Origin of the sequence: Corallococcus sp. NCSPR001, from assembly GCF_017309135.1 — a bacterium.
Lineage (GTDB): Bacteria > Myxococcota > Myxococcia > Myxococcales > Myxococcaceae > Corallococcus.
In genome coordinates this window covers 119,095-136,698 of the sequence record NZ_JAFIMS010000001.1, presented here as the reverse complement: position 1 = coordinate 136,698, position 17,604 = coordinate 119,095, and the positions used below count along the sequence as shown (strand labels likewise).

General features: G+C 68.0%; 17 protein-coding genes and 1 pseudogene. 12 read left to right on the top strand and 6 right to left on the bottom strand.

Going from position 1 to position 17,604, the window contains the following annotated elements:
• Positions 1-15 precede the first annotated feature (15 nt).
• The 3 genes from JYJ93_RS00605 to JYJ93_RS00595 form a co-directional block, all read right to left on the bottom strand.
• Positions 16-1,638 carry a serine/threonine protein kinase gene (locus JYJ93_RS00605; RefSeq protein WP_206785768.1) on the bottom strand — a complete coding sequence of 541 codons (1,623 nt, stop codon included), beginning with the start codon at positions 1,636-1,638 and terminating at the stop codon, positions 16-18.
• Positions 1,639-1,768: 130 nt separating this feature from the next.
• A complete protein-coding gene (locus JYJ93_RS00600) occupies positions 1,769-2,530 on the bottom strand; it encodes an ABC transporter permease (RefSeq protein ID WP_171414167.1) in 762 nt (253 codons plus the stop codon).
• A 26-nt stretch (positions 2,531-2,556) separates the two neighbouring features.
• Positions 2,557-3,498, bottom strand: coding sequence for an ABC transporter ATP-binding protein (locus tag JYJ93_RS00595; RefSeq protein WP_206785766.1), 942 nt, complete (start codon positions 3,496-3,498; stop codon positions 2,557-2,559).
• A 190-nt stretch (positions 3,499-3,688) separates the two neighbouring features.
• Between JYJ93_RS00595 and ettA the strand changes: the two genes are divergently transcribed.
• The 8 genes from ettA to JYJ93_RS00555 all read left to right on the top strand — a co-directional run bounded on the left by ettA (position 3,689) and on the right by JYJ93_RS00555 (position 10,279).
• Entirely contained in the window at positions 3,689-5,368 is a 1,680-nt protein-coding gene (ettA, locus tag JYJ93_RS00590; protein WP_206785764.1) for an energy-dependent translational throttle protein EttA, read from the top strand.
• A 72-nt stretch (positions 5,369-5,440) separates the two neighbouring features.
• Entirely contained in the window at positions 5,441-6,544 is a 1,104-nt protein-coding gene (locus JYJ93_RS00585; RefSeq protein WP_206785762.1) for an ATP-binding protein, read from the top strand.
• A 58-nt stretch (positions 6,545-6,602) separates the two neighbouring features.
• Complete coding sequence (locus tag JYJ93_RS00580) at positions 6,603-7,295, top strand: hypothetical protein (RefSeq protein WP_242543550.1); 693 nt, start codon at positions 6,603-6,605, stop codon at positions 7,293-7,295.
• Between the two features lie 610 nt (positions 7,296-7,905).
• Positions 7,906-8,226: a hypothetical protein gene (locus JYJ93_RS00575; RefSeq protein WP_206785760.1), complete on the top strand. Its 321-nt coding sequence runs from the start codon at positions 7,906-7,908 to the stop codon at positions 8,224-8,226.
• 193 nt (positions 8,227-8,419) lie between these two features.
• A complete protein-coding gene (locus tag JYJ93_RS00570) occupies positions 8,420-9,205 on the top strand; it encodes a zinc metalloprotease (protein WP_242543549.1) in 786 nt (261 codons plus the stop codon).
• A 53-nt stretch (positions 9,206-9,258) separates the two neighbouring features.
• Positions 9,259-9,561, top strand: coding sequence for a hypothetical protein (locus tag JYJ93_RS00565; RefSeq protein WP_206785758.1), 303 nt, complete (start codon positions 9,259-9,261; stop codon positions 9,559-9,561).
• A complete protein-coding gene (locus tag JYJ93_RS00560) occupies positions 9,561-9,857 on the top strand; it encodes a hypothetical protein (RefSeq protein ID WP_206785757.1) in 297 nt (98 codons plus the stop codon). The genes JYJ93_RS00565 and JYJ93_RS00560 overlap by 1 nt, the downstream gene beginning before the upstream one ends.
• A gap of 47 nt (positions 9,858-9,904) precedes the next feature.
• The gene (locus JYJ93_RS00555; protein WP_206785756.1) at positions 9,905-10,279 is read left to right on the top strand and encodes a hypothetical protein; all 375 of its coding nucleotides are present in this window, start codon (positions 9,905-9,907) and stop codon (positions 10,277-10,279) included.
• 129 nt (positions 10,280-10,408) lie between these two features.
• Here the strand turns inward: JYJ93_RS00555 and JYJ93_RS00550 are convergent, their stop codons facing one another.
• Positions 10,409-10,555 carry a hypothetical protein gene (locus JYJ93_RS00550; RefSeq protein WP_206785754.1) on the bottom strand — a complete coding sequence of 49 codons (147 nt, stop codon included), beginning with the start codon at positions 10,553-10,555 and terminating at the stop codon, positions 10,409-10,411.
• Between the two features lie 129 nt (positions 10,556-10,684).
• Between JYJ93_RS00550 and JYJ93_RS00545 the strand changes: the two genes are divergently transcribed.
• Positions 10,685-11,845, top strand: coding sequence for an ATP-grasp domain-containing protein (locus JYJ93_RS00545; RefSeq protein ID WP_206785753.1), 1,161 nt, complete (start codon positions 10,685-10,687; stop codon positions 11,843-11,845).
• A 15-nt stretch (positions 11,846-11,860) separates the two neighbouring features.
• Here the strand turns inward: JYJ93_RS00545 and JYJ93_RS00540 are convergent, their stop codons facing one another.
• Together JYJ93_RS00540 and JYJ93_RS00535 are read right to left on the bottom strand one after the other, a co-directional pair.
• Positions 11,861-12,439 (bottom strand): DUF2378 family protein, encoded by a 579-nt coding sequence (locus tag JYJ93_RS00540; RefSeq protein ID WP_269012941.1) that lies wholly within the window; start codon positions 12,437-12,439, stop codon positions 11,861-11,863.
• Between the two features lie 10 nt (positions 12,440-12,449).
• On the bottom strand, positions 12,450-13,223 hold the full coding sequence (locus JYJ93_RS00535; protein WP_206785752.1) for an alpha/beta hydrolase-fold protein: 774 nt from the start codon (positions 13,221-13,223) through the stop codon (positions 12,450-12,452).
• Between the two features lie 193 nt (positions 13,224-13,416).
• Here JYJ93_RS00535 and JYJ93_RS00530 point away from each other — a divergent pair, with 193 nt between their 5' ends.
• The 3 genes and pseudogenes from JYJ93_RS00530 to JYJ93_RS40480 all read left to right on the top strand — a co-directional run.
• A complete protein-coding gene (locus tag JYJ93_RS00530) occupies positions 13,417-15,417 on the top strand; it encodes a hypothetical protein (protein ID WP_206785751.1) in 2,001 nt (666 codons plus the stop codon).
• Between the two features lie 12 nt (positions 15,418-15,429).
• Positions 15,430-17,124 carry a lamin tail domain-containing protein gene (locus tag JYJ93_RS00525; protein WP_330166766.1) on the top strand — a complete coding sequence of 565 codons (1,695 nt, stop codon included), beginning with the start codon at positions 15,430-15,432 and terminating at the stop codon, positions 17,122-17,124.
• Positions 17,121-17,558, top strand: a pseudogene (locus JYJ93_RS40480) (thermonuclease family protein); the annotation flags it as partial. The gene JYJ93_RS00525 and the pseudogene JYJ93_RS40480, both read left to right, overlap by 4 nt.
• Positions 17,559-17,604: the final 46 nt, after the last annotated feature.

Below are 17,604 nucleotides of genomic sequence, written 5' to 3'. Positions count from 1 at the left end.
GCACGAAGAGGCGCCTCAGCGCCCCGTCTTGATGCCCAGCGTGGACCCGGAGGGTGGCTTCTTCGGCTGGGTCGCCGGCCGCGTCGGCCGCTTCTGGAGCGCCACCGCCACCCCGGGCGCGTCCGCCGCGGACACCTGCCGCGTCACCGGCTCGTAGCCGTTGAGCGCGAGCGTCACCGCCACCGACGGCTCCCCGGGCACCAGCGGCAGCGCCACCGGCGTGATGCCGCGCTCCTCACCCGCCACCTGCACCGTGGCGCCGGGCGGCTCGCTCGTCACCATCAAGCGCACTGGCTGGGGCTCCGGCTTCTGCGCGGGCGTCTCCGGCGTCGCGGGACGCGTGGGCGTCTCCGGCGCGCGGCCCCGCACCTCCTCGGGGGGCCGCGTGGCCACGACCGGGGGCGGCGTCACCGTCTCGGTGCCACCGCGCACCAGCACCACCGCCGCGCCGCCCACCACCAGCGCCACGCCGCCCACCACGAAGGGCAGCCACGCGCGCCGCTTCGGAGGCTCCGGCATCAGGGCCGCGGTGTTCCGCGTCTTCTCCGGCTCCACGCGCGTGGGCGGACGGGACGGCGGCCCCACCAGCTTCGACGCCCGCGAGCCGGCCTGGCCCCGCGCACCCGACGTGGGCATCCCGTCCCGTGACGAGTTGGACTGCGCGTCCAGGTCCACGTCCTCGGCCAGCTGGTCCAACTTCGTCGGATCCGCCTCCGTGGCGATGCGGTCCGCGTACAGCTCCCGCAGGTACGCGGCCAGGTGCGCGCTGCTGGACGGCAGCCGCAGGTTGAGCGCCCAGTCCTCCAGCGCCAGGCGGAACGCGGCGCAGTCCGCGTAGCGACCCTCCGGCGTGGGCGCCAGGGCCTTGAGGACAATCTCATCCAGGCCCGGCGGCAGCTTCGGGTTGAGCTGCGAAGGCGGCGGCACCTGGCAGTCGCGCACCAGCCGCAGCGTCATCAGGTCCGTGTCGCCCTTGAAGAGGCGCTTGCCCGTGAGCAGCTCCCACATCACGACGCCGAGCGCGAACTGGTCGCTCCGGCCGTCCACCGCCATGCCGTTGGCCTGCTCCGGCGACATGTACGGGTACTTGCCCTTGAGCACGCCCGTCGCCGTCTGCTGACCGCTGGTGGCCGCCTTCGCCACGCCGAAGTCGATGACCTTCACGCCCCCGTCGAACCCGACGAGCACGTTCTGCGGCGACACGTCCCGGTGCACCAGCTTCAGCGGCTGACCGTGCCCGTCCCGCGCACCGTGCGCGTAGGACAGCCCCGCCGCCGCGTCCGCGATGATGCGCACCACCAGTCCCACCGGCAGCGGGCGCTCCTGCTTGCGCGCGAAGCGGTCCAGGCGGCGCACGTCCTCGCCCTGCACGTACTCCATGGCCAGGCAGTGCCGGCCCTCAATCTCCGTGAGGTCGAGGATGGTGATGAGGTTCGGGTGGGACAGCCGCGCCACCAGCCGCGCCTCGTCCAGGAACATCTCCAGGAACTCTTCGTCCTCGGCGAGGTGCGGCAAGATGAGCTTGAGGACGACCAGGCGCTCGAAGCCCGTCCCGTGCTCTCGGGCGAGGAACACCTGTCCCATTCCGCCCGACGCGATTTTTCGAAGCAGCTCGTATTTCCCGAAGACCACCGCCATGGGTGTCCGGGAGGATACCGCGCTTTCTCACCGGGCGGGAAACAGCCGACTTCCAAAATGACAGAGGCTCTGTCCAGCAGGGAGGGGCCCGCCTCCCTACCCGTGGAGGAGGCAGGCGGGCTACTGACGTCTAGGCCTTCATCTTGTAGCCGGAGCGCAGCACCGCGTACGTGACGCCCGTCGCGACCGCAGCCGTCACGGCGAGGATGGCCCCACCCACCAGCGGTGAAAACAGGCTGCTGCCGAGCATGCCGTAGCGCAGCCCCTCCACCATGTAGACCATGGGGTTGAAGAGGCTGACCTGGCTCCACGGCGAGGGCAGCTCGCGCACCGAGTAGAAGACGCCGCCCAGGAACGTGAGGGGCAGCATGACGAAGGTCGGGAAGAAGTTGATCTGCTCGAACTTCTCCGCCCACACGGCGGCGAGCATGCCCAGCACGCTGAACACGTAGCTGGACAGCAGGAGGAAGTAGAGCGTCGCCAGCGGGTGCTCCAGGCTGAAGCCGGAGAACACCGCCGCGACAATCCACGTCAGCAGGCCCACCACCAGGCCGCGCACCATGGCGCCGCCGATGAAGCCCACCATCAGCTCACCGGGCCCCAGCGGCGCCACCAGCAGGTCCACCACCGTGCCTTGAATCTTGGTGATGAACAGCGACGAGGAGCTGTTGAGGAACGCGTTGTTCGCGATGCCCAGGAACACGAGGCCCGGCACGATGAAGTGCAGGTACGGGTGGCCCTCCACCTCGTGGATGCGGCCGGAAATCGAATAGCCGAAGACGATGAAGTACAGCGTGGTGCTGATGAGGGGCGAGAGGACGGTCTGGCCCGGCACGCGCATGAAGCGCCGGACCTCCTTCGCGAACAGCGTCTGCATCCCGAGGACGTTCATGGGGTGTTTTTCGAAGGAGCGGGGGTTCAGGCGGCCTGCGAGGGGCGGCCACGGAGGATTTCGATGAGCACGTCTTCCAGGCGCGACCGCCGCGTCTCCACCTCGGCGATGGGCAGCCCGTCCGCGTAGAGCGAGCGGAGCAGCTCACCGGAGGGCGCGCAGTTGTCGCGCTCCACGTAGGTGAGCGTGCGGCCATCGGCGGAGAGGCTCGCGGCGAAGCGCGTGCCCGCGGCGGGCATGGCGGCCTGCGGTTCGGCGAAGGTCACGACCAGGCGCTTCTCACCGAAGCGGCGCAGGAGCGCGGCCTTGTCCTCGGTCATGAGGAGGCGGCCCTCGTTGATGATGCCCACGCGGTCCGCCAATTCCTCGGCCTCTTCCAGGTAGTGCGTGGTGAGGACGATGGTGGTGCCCTCGCTGGCGATCTTCTTCACATACGTCCACAGGTCGCGGCGCAGCTCCACGTCCACGCCCGCGGTGGGCTCGTCCAGGAACACGAGCTTGGGCTTGTGGACCAGCGCCTTGGCGATGAGCAGCCGGCGCTTCATGCCGCCGGACAGGGCGCGCGTGAGGGAGTCCTTCTTGGCCTGGAGGTTCAGGGCGGTGAGGACCTCATCGATGCGCGCGTCGTCGCGGGGCTGGCCGTAGTAGCCCTGCTGGATGCGCAGGGACTCCGCGACGGAGAAGAACGGGTCGAAGTTGATCTCCTGGGGCACGAGGCCCACCTGGTAGCGGGGCCCGGTGGGGTCCTGGTCCAGGTCCTTGCCGAAGACCTTCATGGTGCCAGCGGACTTCTTCACCAGGCCGCACACACTGCCGATGAGGGTCGTCTTGCCGGCGCCGTTGGGGCCCAGGAGGGCGAAGATTTCACCGGGGCGGATGGTGAGGTCCACGGCGTGAAGCGCGGTGAACTTTCCGTAGGCCTTGGAGAGGCCCTTCAGCTCCAGGGCGGGGGTCGTGGGCTCGGACATGGGGCGCTTCCTCTAACACCTTCGAATTGGGTTCGCTGGTCAGCGAGCAGGCGTTTTCGCTCCTGGACGCGTGACGCGCCCCGTCCAGCCGGACACGGCGTCAACGCAGGCGCCTTGAGCCGGATGGGGCTCCCTGCTATCCGCTGGCCCCGCTCACGTCTTTTCGGCGAATCCCAGGAGGCCTTCCGCCATGGCCCAGAATTTCATCTTCACGATGCAGGACCTGCGCAAGGTCAAGAACGGCAAGGACATCCTCAAAGGCATCTACCTGTCCTTCTTCCCGGGCGCGAAGATTGGCGTGATTGGCCCCAACGGCTCCGGCAAGTCCACGCTCCTGCGCATCATGGCGGGGGTGGACACGGAGTTCTTCGGCATCGCGAAGCCGGACCCCACGGTGAAGGTGGGCTACCTGGCGCAGGAGCCGCAGCTCGAAACGAAGCTGGACGTGAAGGGGAACGTGGAGCTGGGCCTGAAGGAGATCCGTCAGGCACTGGACCGCTTCAATGAGGTGAGCGCGAAGTTCGCGGAGCCCATGGATGACGCGGCCATGGAGAAGCTGCTCGCCGAGCAGGCGAAGCTGCAGGACTTCATCGACGCGAACAACGGCTGGGAGCTGGACCGCACGCTGGAGATGGCGATGGACGCCCTGCGGCTGCCCCCGGGCGACGCGGACGTGACGAAGCTGTCCGGCGGTGAGAAGCGCCGCGTGGCGCTCTGCCGCATCCTCCTGGAGAAGCCGGACCTGCTGCTCCTGGACGAGCCCACCAACCACCTGGACGCGGAGAGCGTGGCGTGGCTGGAGCAGGCGCTGAAGGCATACACGGGGACCATCGTGTGCATCACGCACGACCGGTACTTCCTGGACAACGTGGCGGAGTGGATTCTGGAGCTGGACCGCGGCGAGGGGGTGCCCTGGAAGGGGAACTACTCCAGCTGGCTGGACCAGAAGCAGAAGCGGCTGGAGCTGGAGGAGAAGTCGGAGAGTCACCGTCAGAAGACGCTCAAGCGCGAGCTGGAGTGGGTGCGCGCGTCTCCGAAGGCGCGTCAGGCGAAGAGCAAGGCGCGCATCGCGGCGTACGAGGACCTGCTCAACCAGTCGCAGGAGAAGCGCGAGCCGACGGGCGAGGTGGTGATTCCGCCGGGCGAGAAGCTGGGCGGTCTGGTGGTGGAGGCGAAGGGGCTGCGCAAGGCGTACGGCGACCGGCTGCTCATCGACGACCTGAACTTCAAGTTGCCGCCGGGTGGCATCGTGGGCGTGATTGGTCCGAACGGCGCGGGCAAGACGACGCTGTTCCGGATGCTGACGGGCGCGGAGAAGCCGGACGCGGGCGAGCTGCGCGTGGGCGAGACCGTGAAGATGGCCTACGTGGACCAGAGCCGCGACGCGCTGAACGGTGAGAATTCGGTGTTCCAGGAGGTGAGCGGCGGGTTGGATCACCTGGACCTGGGCCGTGCGGGCCAGATGCCCAGCCGGGCGTACCTGGCGGGGTTCGCGTTCAAGGGGCAGGACCAGCAGAAGCGGGTGAAGGACCTGTCCGGCGGCGAGCGCAACCGGGTGCACCTGGCGAAGATGCTGAAGGAGGGCGGCAACCTGCTCTTGTTGGACGAGCCCACGAACGACCTGGACGTGGAGACGCTGCGCAGCCTGGAGGACGCGCTGCTCAGCTTCGCGGGCTGCGCGGTGGTCATCAGCCACGACCGCTGGTTCCTGGACCGCATCGCCACGCACATCCTGGCGTTCGAAGGCGACAGCAAAGCCTTCTTCTTCGAGGGCAACTTCGAGGACTACGAAGCGGACAAGAAGAAGCGCCTGGGCCCGGACGCGCTGGAGCCGCACCGGATCCGGTACCGCCCGCTGACGAAGAGCTGAGATTGCAGTGTGCCGTGCTCCGCCCCGTGAGTGATTCCGGGGCGGAGGTGTCGTCGGGAGGAGGGTGCACGCGTGATCGAGTCGGTGCAGTTCCGCAACTTCAAGGCGTACCGCTCACTCGACCTGGACCTGGAGCCTTTCACCGTGCTGGTGGGGCCGAATGCTTCGGGCAAGACGACGCTGCTGGATGGCTTGCGGATGCTGGCCATGCTCGTCCGGCTTCCTCCCGTATTTCCGGAAGAAAGAGTCATTCCAGAGAGCTTTCGTTCTTTTGGCGTGAGTCAACCTACTGAGCTGACTTTCTACACACGCCATGAGGCATACCTCGGTGAAGTGCGTATCTGGGGGGCTGGAGGGCCTATTGCGAGGGGACCGTTCTCGAGGGCGGTAAATAAGGAATCCGAGCCTGGACTGCGGCGTGCCGACGACAAGTTGCGTCAGTTCTTGCGCACAGCGACGCTCCTGCGATTCGAGGCGAGGAAGCTGGCAGACGCATCGTATAGCGATGAGCAGGTGCCCACAGTCGCCAGTGACGGCGCCGGGCTGGCCTCCACGATTGCATTCCTCAAATTGAGCCATGAGGACTTGTTCGAGGAGATTGAGTCCGCGCTGAAGCAGGTCGTGCCGTCTGTGCGTAAGATTCGCGTCGAGCGTGCCTCGGTTGAGCAGAGCAACGTGCGAACGATTGCACTCGATGACCAGACGACCCATGTGTCCGAGAAACGGACGCTCTGGGGAAATCGGATCGTGCTCGATATGCAAGGCGCCAAGGGCGTGCCCGCAGACTCTGTGGGCGAAGGCACGTTGATGGCATTGGGGCTGCTGACAGTGCTGCTCGGACCCAAACGGCCCAAGCTGCTCCTCCTGGATGACATTGAGCTGGCGCTTCATCCCGTGGCGCAGGGAAAGCTTATCGGGGTTCTGCGTGCCATCCAGGAGAACAATCCCGAGTTGCAGATCGTGGCGACCAGTCACTCGCCGTTCATCCTGAACTACCTGAAGCCGGAAGAGATCCGGATGACCTTCCTGGCGGAGAACGGGTTCGCGCGCTGTGAGAAGCTCACGGCGCATCCCGAGTTCGAGAAGTGGAAGGGCCTGATGAGCCCCGGCGAGTTCTGGAGCACCGTGGGCGAGAGCTGGATTGGCAAGCTGCCCGCGTCCGCGCCGCATGAGTGAGCCTGCTTACGAATTTGGCGTCGTCTGCGAGGCTCCTGCTGACCAGGATACAGCGTGCTTGCTCGCGGACCGAGTCCTTGTTCAAGACATTGACTGGCTCGAACCTGAGATGCTGGACATGCAGCGTCAATGGCGAGGGCTGACACCCGCGACTTCGTTTCTTCGCTGGGACAATGTGGGGGACGAAGCTGCCCGCGCGGGCTTCAAGCATGTTGTATTTGGGCACTTCTCGGGTGAACCAGGGGCGCATGATGCGTTCGCTGCTCGCAAGGCTCTGCTGTTGTTTGCAGCCTTGGACAGGCAACCCGACGCGGTCCTTCTCGTTCGAGACGCTGATAAAGACTCCGAGCGGCGTAAGGGGCTTGAGCAGGCTCGCGCTGACAAACCCTGGCGGTTCAAGGTGGTCATCGGCGTTGCGGAGCCCAAGCGGGAGTGCTGGGTGCTCGCCGGGTTTGATGCCCGTGAAGCGGAGGAGGACACCCTCAAGCGGGTGGAGCAGCGGCTCTCCTTCCACCCCGTGCGTGACGCCCACAAGCTGACCGCCAGGGAGCACGGCGCGAAGAACGACGCAAAGAAGGCGTTGGAAGAACTTACGTCCGGGGATCCGGAGCGTGAGCGTGAATGCCTACGCGATACGTCTTTGGAAACGCTGAAGCAACGGGGTGAACGCGTCGGACTGACGCAGTTCCTGGCCGAGGTCAGCGAACGACTGGTCCCCGTGATGGACGGCTCCCGGCGCGGTGGGAAGTAGACTTCAATGCCTCCTTCTGGGCCTCTTGGTTTCGCGATGGTGCTGGGCGATGCAGTGAGAACGCTGGCAGTGGGGCGTTTCGGAGGCGTACGCGTGTGGCTCGGTGCTTGTTCGGACGCGACCTACACACCGGCTGGCCAGGTCGACCGAACGGTGGCCTCGGGACTGGAGATACCGATGCTCACTACCATCGGCATTGAGGCGCTGATTCCACGGGGGGCTTACTCGGAGTTCGGGCTCCTTGGTCTTTCGGGGACGTATGCGCAGGAGCAGCCCGGGCTGCGGATTGAAGTTCCATGGACACAGGCTGATGGCGCGCCCTGGACTCCCGCTCCTGGATACGCGACCGCATCGCCACGCGTCGGATTACCGCAGGAGTTCACTCTCGCCGTCCTCGAAGGACTCGATGCAGCGTCAAGGTCCCGAATGGCGGGAGGCGTTCTCGCGGTCCGTGCGGCAGCCCCCTGTCCGGTAGGCTCCAACCCGAACATCATGGGGCGTCTGGCACGTGCGTGTGTCGGGCTGATGTTGCGCGGGGAAATGAGGGACGATGAGTTGAGCGCGTTCCTCGAAACCGTCCTGCTTCGCTGAAGGCGAGGGGGAAGAAGTCATGCGAGAGCGTTTACTCATCCGTGCCTTGGTCAGACTCTTGACGCCTGAAGAGGGCGGCACCCAGGGACCGGTGGGAAAAGAGTTCAGGCCCAATTGGAACATCGGAAGCCGAACCGACGATGGCCAGATGGCATTGGATGGTGGCTTTGTCCGATTGGATGACGCCGGACCGCTTGTGCCGGGACAGGAGAAGGAGGCCATCATCGAGCCGCTTCTGTCCGAGCCTTGGCTGCACCTGACGCAGGGGATGGAAATCGCGATGCATGCAGGGGCTCGAGTCATCGGTTCCGCTCGAATCCTGGAGATTGTTCGGATCTGAGAGGCCGTGGTGGCGCCCTGCGCGCGAGCCCGGGGTATCCTGGGTTCAAATGACAATTCTTTCCATGATGGTTGGTCATGCCCTGATGCTCCTGTCCGGAGCGTCGCCACTGGTCCACTCAGATGGCTGTGCAGCCTCGGAGCCCACGCCTTCCTTTGTGGCGAAGTTCGCCACCACCGCCTCTGACTGCTCCATGGACTCGACCGTTCCCGGACCTCAGTGGCTGCCGGTGGCGGTGCGGCGCATCCCGGTGGTGGTTCATGTCGTCGCGGACAGTGCCTGCACGAATGGCAATGTCTCGGATGCGCTGGTCCACAGCCAGATCGCGGTCCTCAATGAGGACTTCCGCGCGATGGCTGGCACTCCGGGCGGCGGTGGGGTGGACAGCAAGATTGAGTTCTTCCTGGCCACCGTGGACCCCTTGGGCAATCCGACCACGGGCATCCAGCGCTATTGCAACACGACCTGGTACCAGGACACGGGCAGCTATTGGCTCAGCACCGCCTGGGATCCGACGCGCTACGTGAACATCTACACCAACAGCGCCGGCGGCTCGCGAGGCTACGTGCCCTTCCTCCCCGCGGAGCCCACGGGTGCCGTCGGTCAGCCGCAGGACCGCGTGGTCATCAACTGGCTGGCATTCGGACGGGTGGGGCCTGTCGTTCCGTACCACAACGGGCGGACCGTCACGCACGAGGTGGGCCACTACCTGGGCTTGTTCCACACGTACTACTCGGGATGCGGCACGGCCACCGCGCCGGATTGCTACACCACCGGCGACCGCATCTGCGATACCCCGCCGAATGCCACCTCCCACAAGGGGTGCACCGCGGGAATCACCAGCTGTGGCGGCGTGCCGGTCCCCATCCAGAACTACATGGAACTGACGGACGACGCCTGTATGACGGGCTTCAGCGCGGAGCAGGTCCAGCGCATGCGCTGCACCCTGGCCACCTACCGCCCGGGCCTGGCGCAGTAGCCGTCCGGAGGCAGACAGGCCCATCCGAAGCCATCATTAGATAGGTATTCCCCATGCATAGGAGCCAGGCACAAGAAACGCTGGAAGCCGCGTGGTCCGACGCGGATGGCTTTCTGGTCCAGCTCCGGATGGGAAACTTCGACTCCGCGAAGGCCGACGCCCTGCTGACCATGCTCATGCGGATGCAGCTGGGGGGAAACGGTCCTCTTGAGCGGCGTGTGGTCTCGCTGCTGTGGTACCTGCCCCTTTTCATGAGCTGGCAGCGTGAACGCGTCGAGCCGAAGCATTTGAGCGAACTGGCGAAGGTCGAGGCGCGGGTGACCAACGAAGTAGAGCGCCTCCTCGGTGTTCCGTGATGAGCGACATCGTCCTGGAGTTCCCGCCCGGTTTCGATGACTACGCTTGGGAGGTCGAGGCCAAAGGCTGGCTCCCTGGAGTCGTCGCGGTGATTCAGGGGCGTCGGTACACGCTCACCGTGTACGACCCGGCTCGCTTGTCCCAGGACGTTGAGGATGCGCTGAAGAGCGGCAAGGTGTTCCTTGAGCGGAATCTCGTGGTCGTCGCTTCCGTCACGAGGGAGCGCATCGTGTCCGCCATCCAGGAAATCGTTCAGACAGGCCGGGTCGGCGACCTTCGACCCGAGCAGGGGTAGGGTGACATCCGTCCGTTCAACCGCCGCTCCGCATTCCCTGAATATTCATGGTCGCCTTGAAACAAGCATCCATCGCCAGGCTGACGACCGCTCTTGCTCTTCCATCCAATGGCCAGGAGCAGGACTGGGATGTCGAACTGGCGGACCCCGCGCGTATCGGTGAGTTTCTGACGGCATATCGGTCTTTGCCTCTTGGCTCGGACGATAGGGTCGCGCTCATGGCGCTGATGCTCGCCTCAGTCGACCGCAGGCTTGGTTCTGGGCTTGGCGTGCCGAGCGAATGGAGTCAGATCGCCAACCTGCTCGGTGCTGAGCGAGACCTCCATCGTGAATCGCTTGAGTACTGGATGTGCGAGGCAGACGACGAGCCCGATACCTGGTTTCACCTGACTCCTCTGGTTCGGGCCTTGGGTACAGGTTGATGCAATTCAGCCGCCGCTCCGCTCGCCCCAGCGCTTCTTGAACGTGTCCCTCCGCGCGGCCCACCAGTCGCGCCACTCCTGCACCGCGGCCTCCCTTTCGGCCCGCGGACCCGCGGGCTAGAAGTGGAGTCAGGTGGAGGTCGCGTCCCTCAGGCACATCTCCGCCAGGAAGCGTGTGCGGACGTCCTCGCTCTCCAGCAGGTCGATGAGCTCCGGGATGGTGTGCCTTCCCATCGCTTCGCGTGCCCTCGCGAACGCCTTGGAATCCTCCGCCATGGCGCGAGTGTTCCCGGTGCAGGCCCCCGGCGCGAGTGCCGCTGGTGGACACTGTTCCCCACCGGGCTTCTAGGGCGCGGGCGGGGCCGCTATGGTCCACCCCAGCGGAGGACTCGCCCGCCAGGAGCCATGAACTTCGTCTTCATCTCCCCCCACTTCCCCTCCCAGTACTTCCACTTCGCCACCGCCCTGCGCGAACGCGGTGTGTCCGTGCTGGGCATCGGCGATACCCCCTACGAGTCCCTCCGCCCGGAGCTTCGCGAGTCCCTTCGCGAATACTTCTTCGTCCCCAGCCTCAACGACTCCGACGCCCTCCTGCGCGCCACCGGCTACCTCACCTGGCGCCACGGCCGCATCGACCGCATCGAGTCCCTCAACGAGTCCTGGCTCGAAGTCGAAGCCCGCCTGCGCGAGGACTTCCACGTCCCGGGCCTCCAGCCCTCGGACATCCTCAAGCTGCGCTCCAAGTCCGGCATGGCCGAGGTCTTCCACGCCTCCGGCGTCCCCCACCCGGACCTCCTGCGCGTGCGCGACGCGGACCAGGTGAAGTCCTTCGCCGCCCGCGTGGGCTATCCGCTCGTGCTCAAGCCCGACGTCGGCGTCGGCGCCGCCCACACCTTCAAGGTCGCCAGCGACGCGGAGGTCGACGCCGCGCTCGCCCACCCCCTCCCCACGTCCTACGTCGCGCAGCCCTTCGTGCGCGGCACCATCGTCACCTACGACGGCATCGTGGACCGCCACGGCGTCATCGTCTTCAACCTCAGCCACGAGTACAGCGACGGCGGCATGGAGACCGTCACCGAACGGCGCGACATCTCCTTCTGGAGCCTCCAGCACATCCCCGCCGCACTCGACGTGCTGGGCCGCCAGGTCGTCGCCGCGTTCGGCTTGCGCGAGCGCTGGTTCCACCTGGAGTTCTTCCGCCTGCCGGATGGCCGCTTCGTCGTGCTGGAGGCCAACCTCCGCCCGCCCGGCGGCTTCATGACGGACATGATGAACTACACGTGCGACATCGACGTGTACCGGCTCTATGCCCGCGTCGTGACGGGGGACCCGGTGGCGGACTTCCAGGCGATTCCACGCCACCACGTCTGTCACAGCGCCCGCCGTCACGGCCGGCGCTACAAGCACTCCCACGCGCAGATCGTCGAACGGCTGGGCAAGTCGCTGCTCGTGCACCGCGAGCTGCCGCCCATCTACCACTCGCTCCTGGGTGAAGAGATGTACCTCACGCGCCACCCGGACCTGGAGTCCATGCGGGACGCGGTGCGCTTCATCCAGGCGACGTGAGCGGCGACCCGCGCTTCAGGGTTCCTGGATCCAGGTGAGCGCGTACTCGGTGCGCTCCCCGTCGTCGTACAGCTTCGTCACGCAAGGCGCCTTCGCGCCGCCCGCGGCCAGCAGGGCTTCGAGGAGGGCCTCCACGTAGCCGGGCCCCTTGAGGCTCGAGTTGAAGTGCAGCTCGAAGTGCGCGGGACCGCGCTCCACCAGCGTCACCTCCGTGTAGTTGTCCGTGCCGCGCAGCACCTCCGGCATCCGCTGCACCATGCGCCGGGGTCCCAGCACGCGCATCACGCCCATCACCGCGCGGCCCAGCAGCGTGGCCCCGTAGCCCTCCACGTGCGCCCGGGCGAGCCGGGCGAAGCCCTCCGCCTTGGGCATGCCCGGGTACACCTCTTCGACGACGATCTCCAGGCACCGCCCCCAGAGCGGCACGGGGTAGAGCGGCAACAGCGGCCGGTCCAGGTCCACGCCCGCCTGGCGCAGCCGTTCACGCAGGCGGGGGGACACCTGGCCCTTCAGACCATGCTGGAGCAGGCCTTCCACGACCTGCACATAGACCTGCCGCTGTTCGAGCGGCACCGAGCGGGGCCGGCGTGTCACGAGAGGGCGCTCACCCGAGCAGCCACTGCATGGCCGCCGGAAGCCGGCGCTGCCAGTCCTTCTCGTGGTGCTCGCCGCCGGGCTCCAGCACGAGCGACACCTCGTGGTCGCCGTAGCCCAGGCCCTTGAGGTGCTGGAAGAAGTCGTGCGTGCCCCGGCCGTAGTCCAGGGGGATGCCGCCCGCGTGGATGTACTCCGTGGCGCCCGCGTCCAGGTAGATGCGCGACCAGCGGCGGCTGTGCTCGCGCCACGCGTCGAACAGGCGGCCCTGGCTCCACATCACCGTGGGCGACAGCGCGCCGATGCGCCCGAACACCCGCGGGAACTTCCACCCCAGGTACAGCGAGATGAGCCCGCCCAGGGATGAGCCCATCACACCGGTCCATTCACTGCCCTGGCGCGTGCGGTACGTCCGGTCGATGTATGGCTTCAGCTCCTCCACGAGGAAGCGTCCGTAGGCCTCGCCTCGCGCGGACACGCCGTTGCGCGGCTCGTCCCACGGCGAGTACTCCTGGAACCGGCCGGGGCCCGAGTCCACCGCGACGATGATCCACGGCTCCATCCGCCCCGCCTGGACGTTCTCCTCCGCGACGCGGTTGGCGCACCACGTGTCGAAGACGGCGGACTCCGGATGCGCGAAGACGTTCTGCCCGTCGTGCATGTAGAGCACCGGGAAGCGGTGGTCCTGCCAGGCGTCGTAGGTGTCCGGCGTGTAGATGCGGACGGTGCGGTTGAACCCCTCCTGGGGAGAGGGGAAGTGGCGAAGGATGTGGACGTAGCCCATGCGCTGTTTCTGGGGCCGGACGGGACCGGCCTCGCGAGGATGTCACCGCAGCATAGCCGCACCGCCCCACGCCCACGCGGTGGCCGTGGACCGCCGTCCCTGGCCTGGACGGCGGGTCCGGGGAAGGGATGGACCGCGCGTCGTGTCTTCTCTGTAGGGAAGGGTGGTCCCGCTCGTGCAGAGGGCCCGCCGCGTGCGTTCCGTCCTCCTCTGCGTCTGGCTGTTCCTGCTGGGTCTGCCCTTCACGGCGCTCGCCGCGACCTATGAGGTAGACCCCGAGGACACGGGGGAGCAGGCGCTGTTCGCGCTGAGGGAGGACGGCGCCATCACGGCGGAGACGCTGTCCGCGCTGCTGGTGCTGCGGCGCTCGGGCGTGGATGTGGCGCATGCGTCACGCGCCGCGCTCTATGCGTTGCCGGGACTGACGTACGCGCGCGTGGATGGGTTCACGGCTTCCGGCGGGCTGACGCTGGAGGAGCGGCGACGGCTGGCGCCCTTCCTGACGACCTCGGCGCCAGAGCGGGTGACGGGGGATGCGCGCCTGCTGACGGCGTTCGCCGCGTCGGATCCGGTGCTTCCGCCCCTGGCGCTCCAGGTGCGCGTGGCGGGGCCGGAGGGCTGGCGCGTGGGGTTGCTCACTTCGCTCACGCGGCGACGGCTGGGCTCGGTGCACCGGGACGCGAACCGGCGCGCACTGGTGGCGGAGGCGCCCGGTGTGTCGGTGGCCGTGCCCAAGTTCCACGCCCAGTGGACGGGCGAGCGGGCTTCCGTGCTGGTGGGCTCGTACCGGCTGGGCTTCGGTCAGCGGCTGACGTTGGACACCACGGGACTGCCCACGCCGGACGGCTTCCTGCCTGACGACACCGTGCGAATACCGGACGACGTGGAGCGCTGGTGCTTTCTGGGAGAGGGTGCCTGCACCCCCGAGGAGCGCGCCGCGGAGGTGACGCCGGACTTCCAGTGGGACGAAGGCTTCCGGGGTGTGGTGGGCACGGTGCGGAGCGCCTCGGGCGTGTCCGTGACGGGCTTCGGTTCGTACCAGTCCCGTTCGTTGATCTCCCATGCCCTCTGCGAGGGCACCGCATGCAAGGCTCCTCCGGTGTGGCTCGCGGGGACGGGGGCACCCGTGGGACGCGTGGTGTCGCGCAAGCTGCCCGGCGTGTTTCGCGAGTGGGCCGGAGGCGGCCACGCGGCGATGGCGTGGACCCGGCGGGCACAGGTCGGTGTGACGGCCTGGGGCGCACGGCCCGTATGGAGCGTGGAGGGCGCGGTGCTCGATTTCCGCTCCACCGCGGGCTACCCGGCGGGCGGAGCTTTCGGCGCGGTGGGCGTGGATGGCGCGTGGGGGCTGGGGCCCGTGGACCTCTTCGTGGAAGCGGCGCGCACGTTCGATGCGGCGGGCGGTGGCTACGGCGCGCTTCAGCGCACGGTGGTGGCGGACACATCGAAGGAGTTGGAGCTGTCGCTGCGTGCCTACGGGCGCGGCTTCGCCAATCCCTACACGGGCGCGATGTCCGGCCCGGACGAACTGGAGGGCTCACGGGCGCGAAATGAAGTGGGTGCGCGCGTGCGCTACCTGCACCGGGTGGAGGGCGCGCTGCGGCTGCGCGGTGAGGTGGATGCATGGACGCTGCCCGCCGACGGCGCGGCGGTGGGCAGCGCCGGCACGGTGAACCTGCGGGCTTCGGCCCGGGTGGACTGGCGGGCGCATGCGTTGTTCCAACCGTCGCTGTGGGCGGAGTACCGGGACAAGGACGTCGGCGTGGCGGGTGACTGCTTCGACGGTTCGGGCGAGGACCCCTGTGCAGGGTCGCTCCTGCGCATCACGGCCCGGGTGAAGGCGGAGCTTCACGACGCAGTGTCCGTGGCCGCGCAGTACGCGCATGCCCGCGTGGATGATCCAGTGAACCGGGGCGTGCGTGAAGACGCGCATGCGGTCGTGGAGGCGCAGGTGCGGCCGTGCGACGCCGTGAGGCTGCGGGGCCGCGCCGTGTGGAAGGACGAGGACCTGTCGACGCGCCACCGGCTGGAGCAGGCGTTCCGGGCCACGCTCGATGCGAGCTGGACGGCGGACGCCGTGACGACACGGGCCCGGTACGCGTGGGTCGTGGACTTGAAGGACGCGACAGGGGCCCGGACGCCGCCAGATGCGCCCCGGCACCTGTTCGCGCTGGAAGTGGAGACGCGGTTCTGAAGGGAGCGGAGTGTGGCGGCTTGGGCAGTGCGGGGATGGGGCGTGCGGTTGGGATTGGGATGGGTGCTGGGGTGGATGGGGGCGTGCGGACTGCCCATGTGGGAGGAGGAGCCAGCGGCCTGTGATGCGCTGCTGCCTGGGGACCTGGTCATCACGGAGTACCTCAACGACCCCTCGGGCGCGGACACGGGGAAGGAGTACGTGGAGCTCCACAACCCCACCCGGGAGACCGTGGACCTGCTGGGCGTCACGCTCTTCACCGCGCGCGATGAAGCGGCGCAGGAGCGCGTCTACACGTTCACCACGGGCCTGCCGGTGGACGCGGGGGCCTTCGTCGTGCTGGGCGACGTGCGTGACGGCGCGCTGCCCGAGCACGTGGACCAGACCTATGGGGATGCGCTCGGCGCGCTGGGCAACAGCGCGGGGCTCCTGGGGCTGCGGTGCGGGACGCGCGTGCTCGACTCGGTGGTGCTCGAAGCGCCCGCGAAGTCGGGCATGGCCCGGACCCATGACGGCGTGTCGCGCTGGTGCGATGCACCGGGCAGTCCGGGAAGCGCGAACGCGCCGTGTCCCGCGCTGGCGGATGGCGGCGTGACAGCCGGAGCGACGTGTCTGCCACCGGGCGCGGTCTCTCCCCGGGACATCCAGTCCCCGCGACCCGGAGAGCTGATCATCACCGAGGTGATGGCCAACCCGCGAGGCGACGACACCGTGGGCGAGTGGCTGGAGGTCCGCGCCACCGTGCCCGTAGACCTCAACGGGCTGACGGTGGGGACGGACACATCCGGTACACGCCTGGAATTGGAGCGCTGTCTGTCCCTCGCCGCCGGAGAGTCCGCGCTGCTCGCGCGCAGAAGGGAGCCGGAGGTGAACGGTGGCCTGCCGGAGCCGCTGGCCACGTTCGCCGTGGACCTGCGCAACGCGGGCGGCGTGGTCGCCATTCGCTCGGGCAACGTCCTCATCGACAGCGCGCTGTATGGCCCGGCCCAGGACGGCGTGGCCACCCAGATATCCGCGCCGCTCACCAGCGATGCGAAGAACAACGACGTCACGGCGTCCTGGTGCGCGGCCACGGAGGCCTACGGTGACAAGGGCAACCTGGGCACACCGGGACGGACCAACCGCGCGTGCACCGGGACGGACGCGGGCACGGCGCAGGCGGGCTGTATCGACCGGACCACGGGGCAGACCCGTGCGCTTCGCGTTCCCACCGTGGGCTCGCTGGTGCTCACCGAGTTCATGGCCGACCCCGCGGTCGTCCCGGATGCGCAGGGGGAATGGGTGGAGGTGCTCGCGCTGCGGGAGGTGGACCTCAACGGGGTGACGCTCGCCAACGAGTCAGGCGGCTCCGTCCTGGAGTCCCCGCTGTGCCTGTCGATGAAGGCCGGAAGCTTCGCGGTCCTTGCTCGCGGTGACGACGCTTCACTCAATGGCGGATTGCCCTCGGTGCTCGGCACGTTCGCGTTCGGTCTGGGCAATGGCGCGGGGGCCCATGTCCTCAAGCTGTCGGCGCAGGGCACCGTCCTGGACTCGGTGGCCTTCACGAACGCCGCAAGCCCCGGCGTGTCGTCGCAGTTGGATGCGCGCGTGCGGGACGCCGCCGGCAACGACGCGGCCGGGGCCTTCTGTCCCACGCCCTCCGGTGTGACCTACGGCGCGGGCGACCGGGGCACCCCGGGCCGGGAGAACCGGACGTGCGCGCGATGAGGACGCATGTCCTGGGATGGCTGCTGCTCACCGTGCTGTCCGCCTGTGGTGGCGGGGAAGGGGAGTGCGGCCCGAGCACAGGCGTGGTGACGAAGGTCATCGACGGGGACACGGTGGTGCTCCAGGACGGTGAGCGCATCCGCTACCTGCTGGCCGACACGCCAGAGATGACGCAGGGGCACGACGACTGCTTCGGCGAGGAGGCCGCGGCGTTCAACCGCTCGCTCGTGGAGGGGCGCTCGGTGCGGCTGCGGGACGGGGAGGCGTGCACGGACCGCTACGGGCGGCGGCTCGCCTACGTGTCCGTGGACGGCGAGGACGTGAACGCGCTGCTCGTGCGGCGCGGCTATGCGTGCACGCTGTTCATCCCGCCGGCCGGTGCCTCCCGGCGCGGCGAGTTCGAGGCCCTGGAGCTGGAGGCCCGGCGCGCCCGCCGGGGCCTTTGGGGCCGCTGCCCGGCGCCGTGTCCCAGAGGGCGGC

Bases quoted from the DNA above. Each gene is read 5' to 3' on its own strand.
- JYJ93_RS00605 (WP_206785768.1), bottom strand. From the start codon at position 1,638: ATGGCGGTGGTCTTCGGGAAATACGAGCTGCTTCGAAAAATCGCGTCG.
- JYJ93_RS00600 (WP_171414167.1), bottom strand. From the start codon at position 2,530: ATGAACGTCCTCGGGATGCAGACGCTGTTCGCGAAGGAGGTCCGGCGC.
- JYJ93_RS00595 (WP_206785766.1), bottom strand. From the start codon at position 3,498: ATGTCCGAGCCCACGACCCCCGCCCTGGAGCTGAAGGGCCTCTCCAAG.
- ettA (WP_206785764.1), top strand. From the start codon at position 3,689: ATGGCCCAGAATTTCATCTTCACGATGCAGGACCTGCGCAAGGTCAAG.
- JYJ93_RS00575 (WP_206785760.1), top strand. From the start codon at position 7,906: ATGCGAGAGCGTTTACTCATCCGTGCCTTGGTCAGACTCTTGACGCCT.
- JYJ93_RS00570 (WP_242543549.1), top strand. From the start codon at position 8,420: ATGGACTCGACCGTTCCCGGACCTCAGTGGCTGCCGGTGGCGGTGCGG.
- JYJ93_RS00565 (WP_206785758.1), top strand. From the start codon at position 9,259: ATGCATAGGAGCCAGGCACAAGAAACGCTGGAAGCCGCGTGGTCCGAC.
- JYJ93_RS00560 (WP_206785757.1), top strand. From the start codon at position 9,561: ATGAGCGACATCGTCCTGGAGTTCCCGCCCGGTTTCGATGACTACGCT.
- JYJ93_RS00555 (WP_206785756.1), top strand. From the start codon at position 9,905: ATGGTCGCCTTGAAACAAGCATCCATCGCCAGGCTGACGACCGCTCTT.
- JYJ93_RS00550 (WP_206785754.1), bottom strand. From the start codon at position 10,555: ATGGCGGAGGATTCCAAGGCGTTCGCGAGGGCACGCGAAGCGATGGGA.
- JYJ93_RS00545 (WP_206785753.1), top strand. From the start codon at position 10,685: ATGAACTTCGTCTTCATCTCCCCCCACTTCCCCTCCCAGTACTTCCAC.
- JYJ93_RS00535 (WP_206785752.1), bottom strand. From the start codon at position 13,223: ATGGGCTACGTCCACATCCTTCGCCACTTCCCCTCTCCCCAGGAGGGG.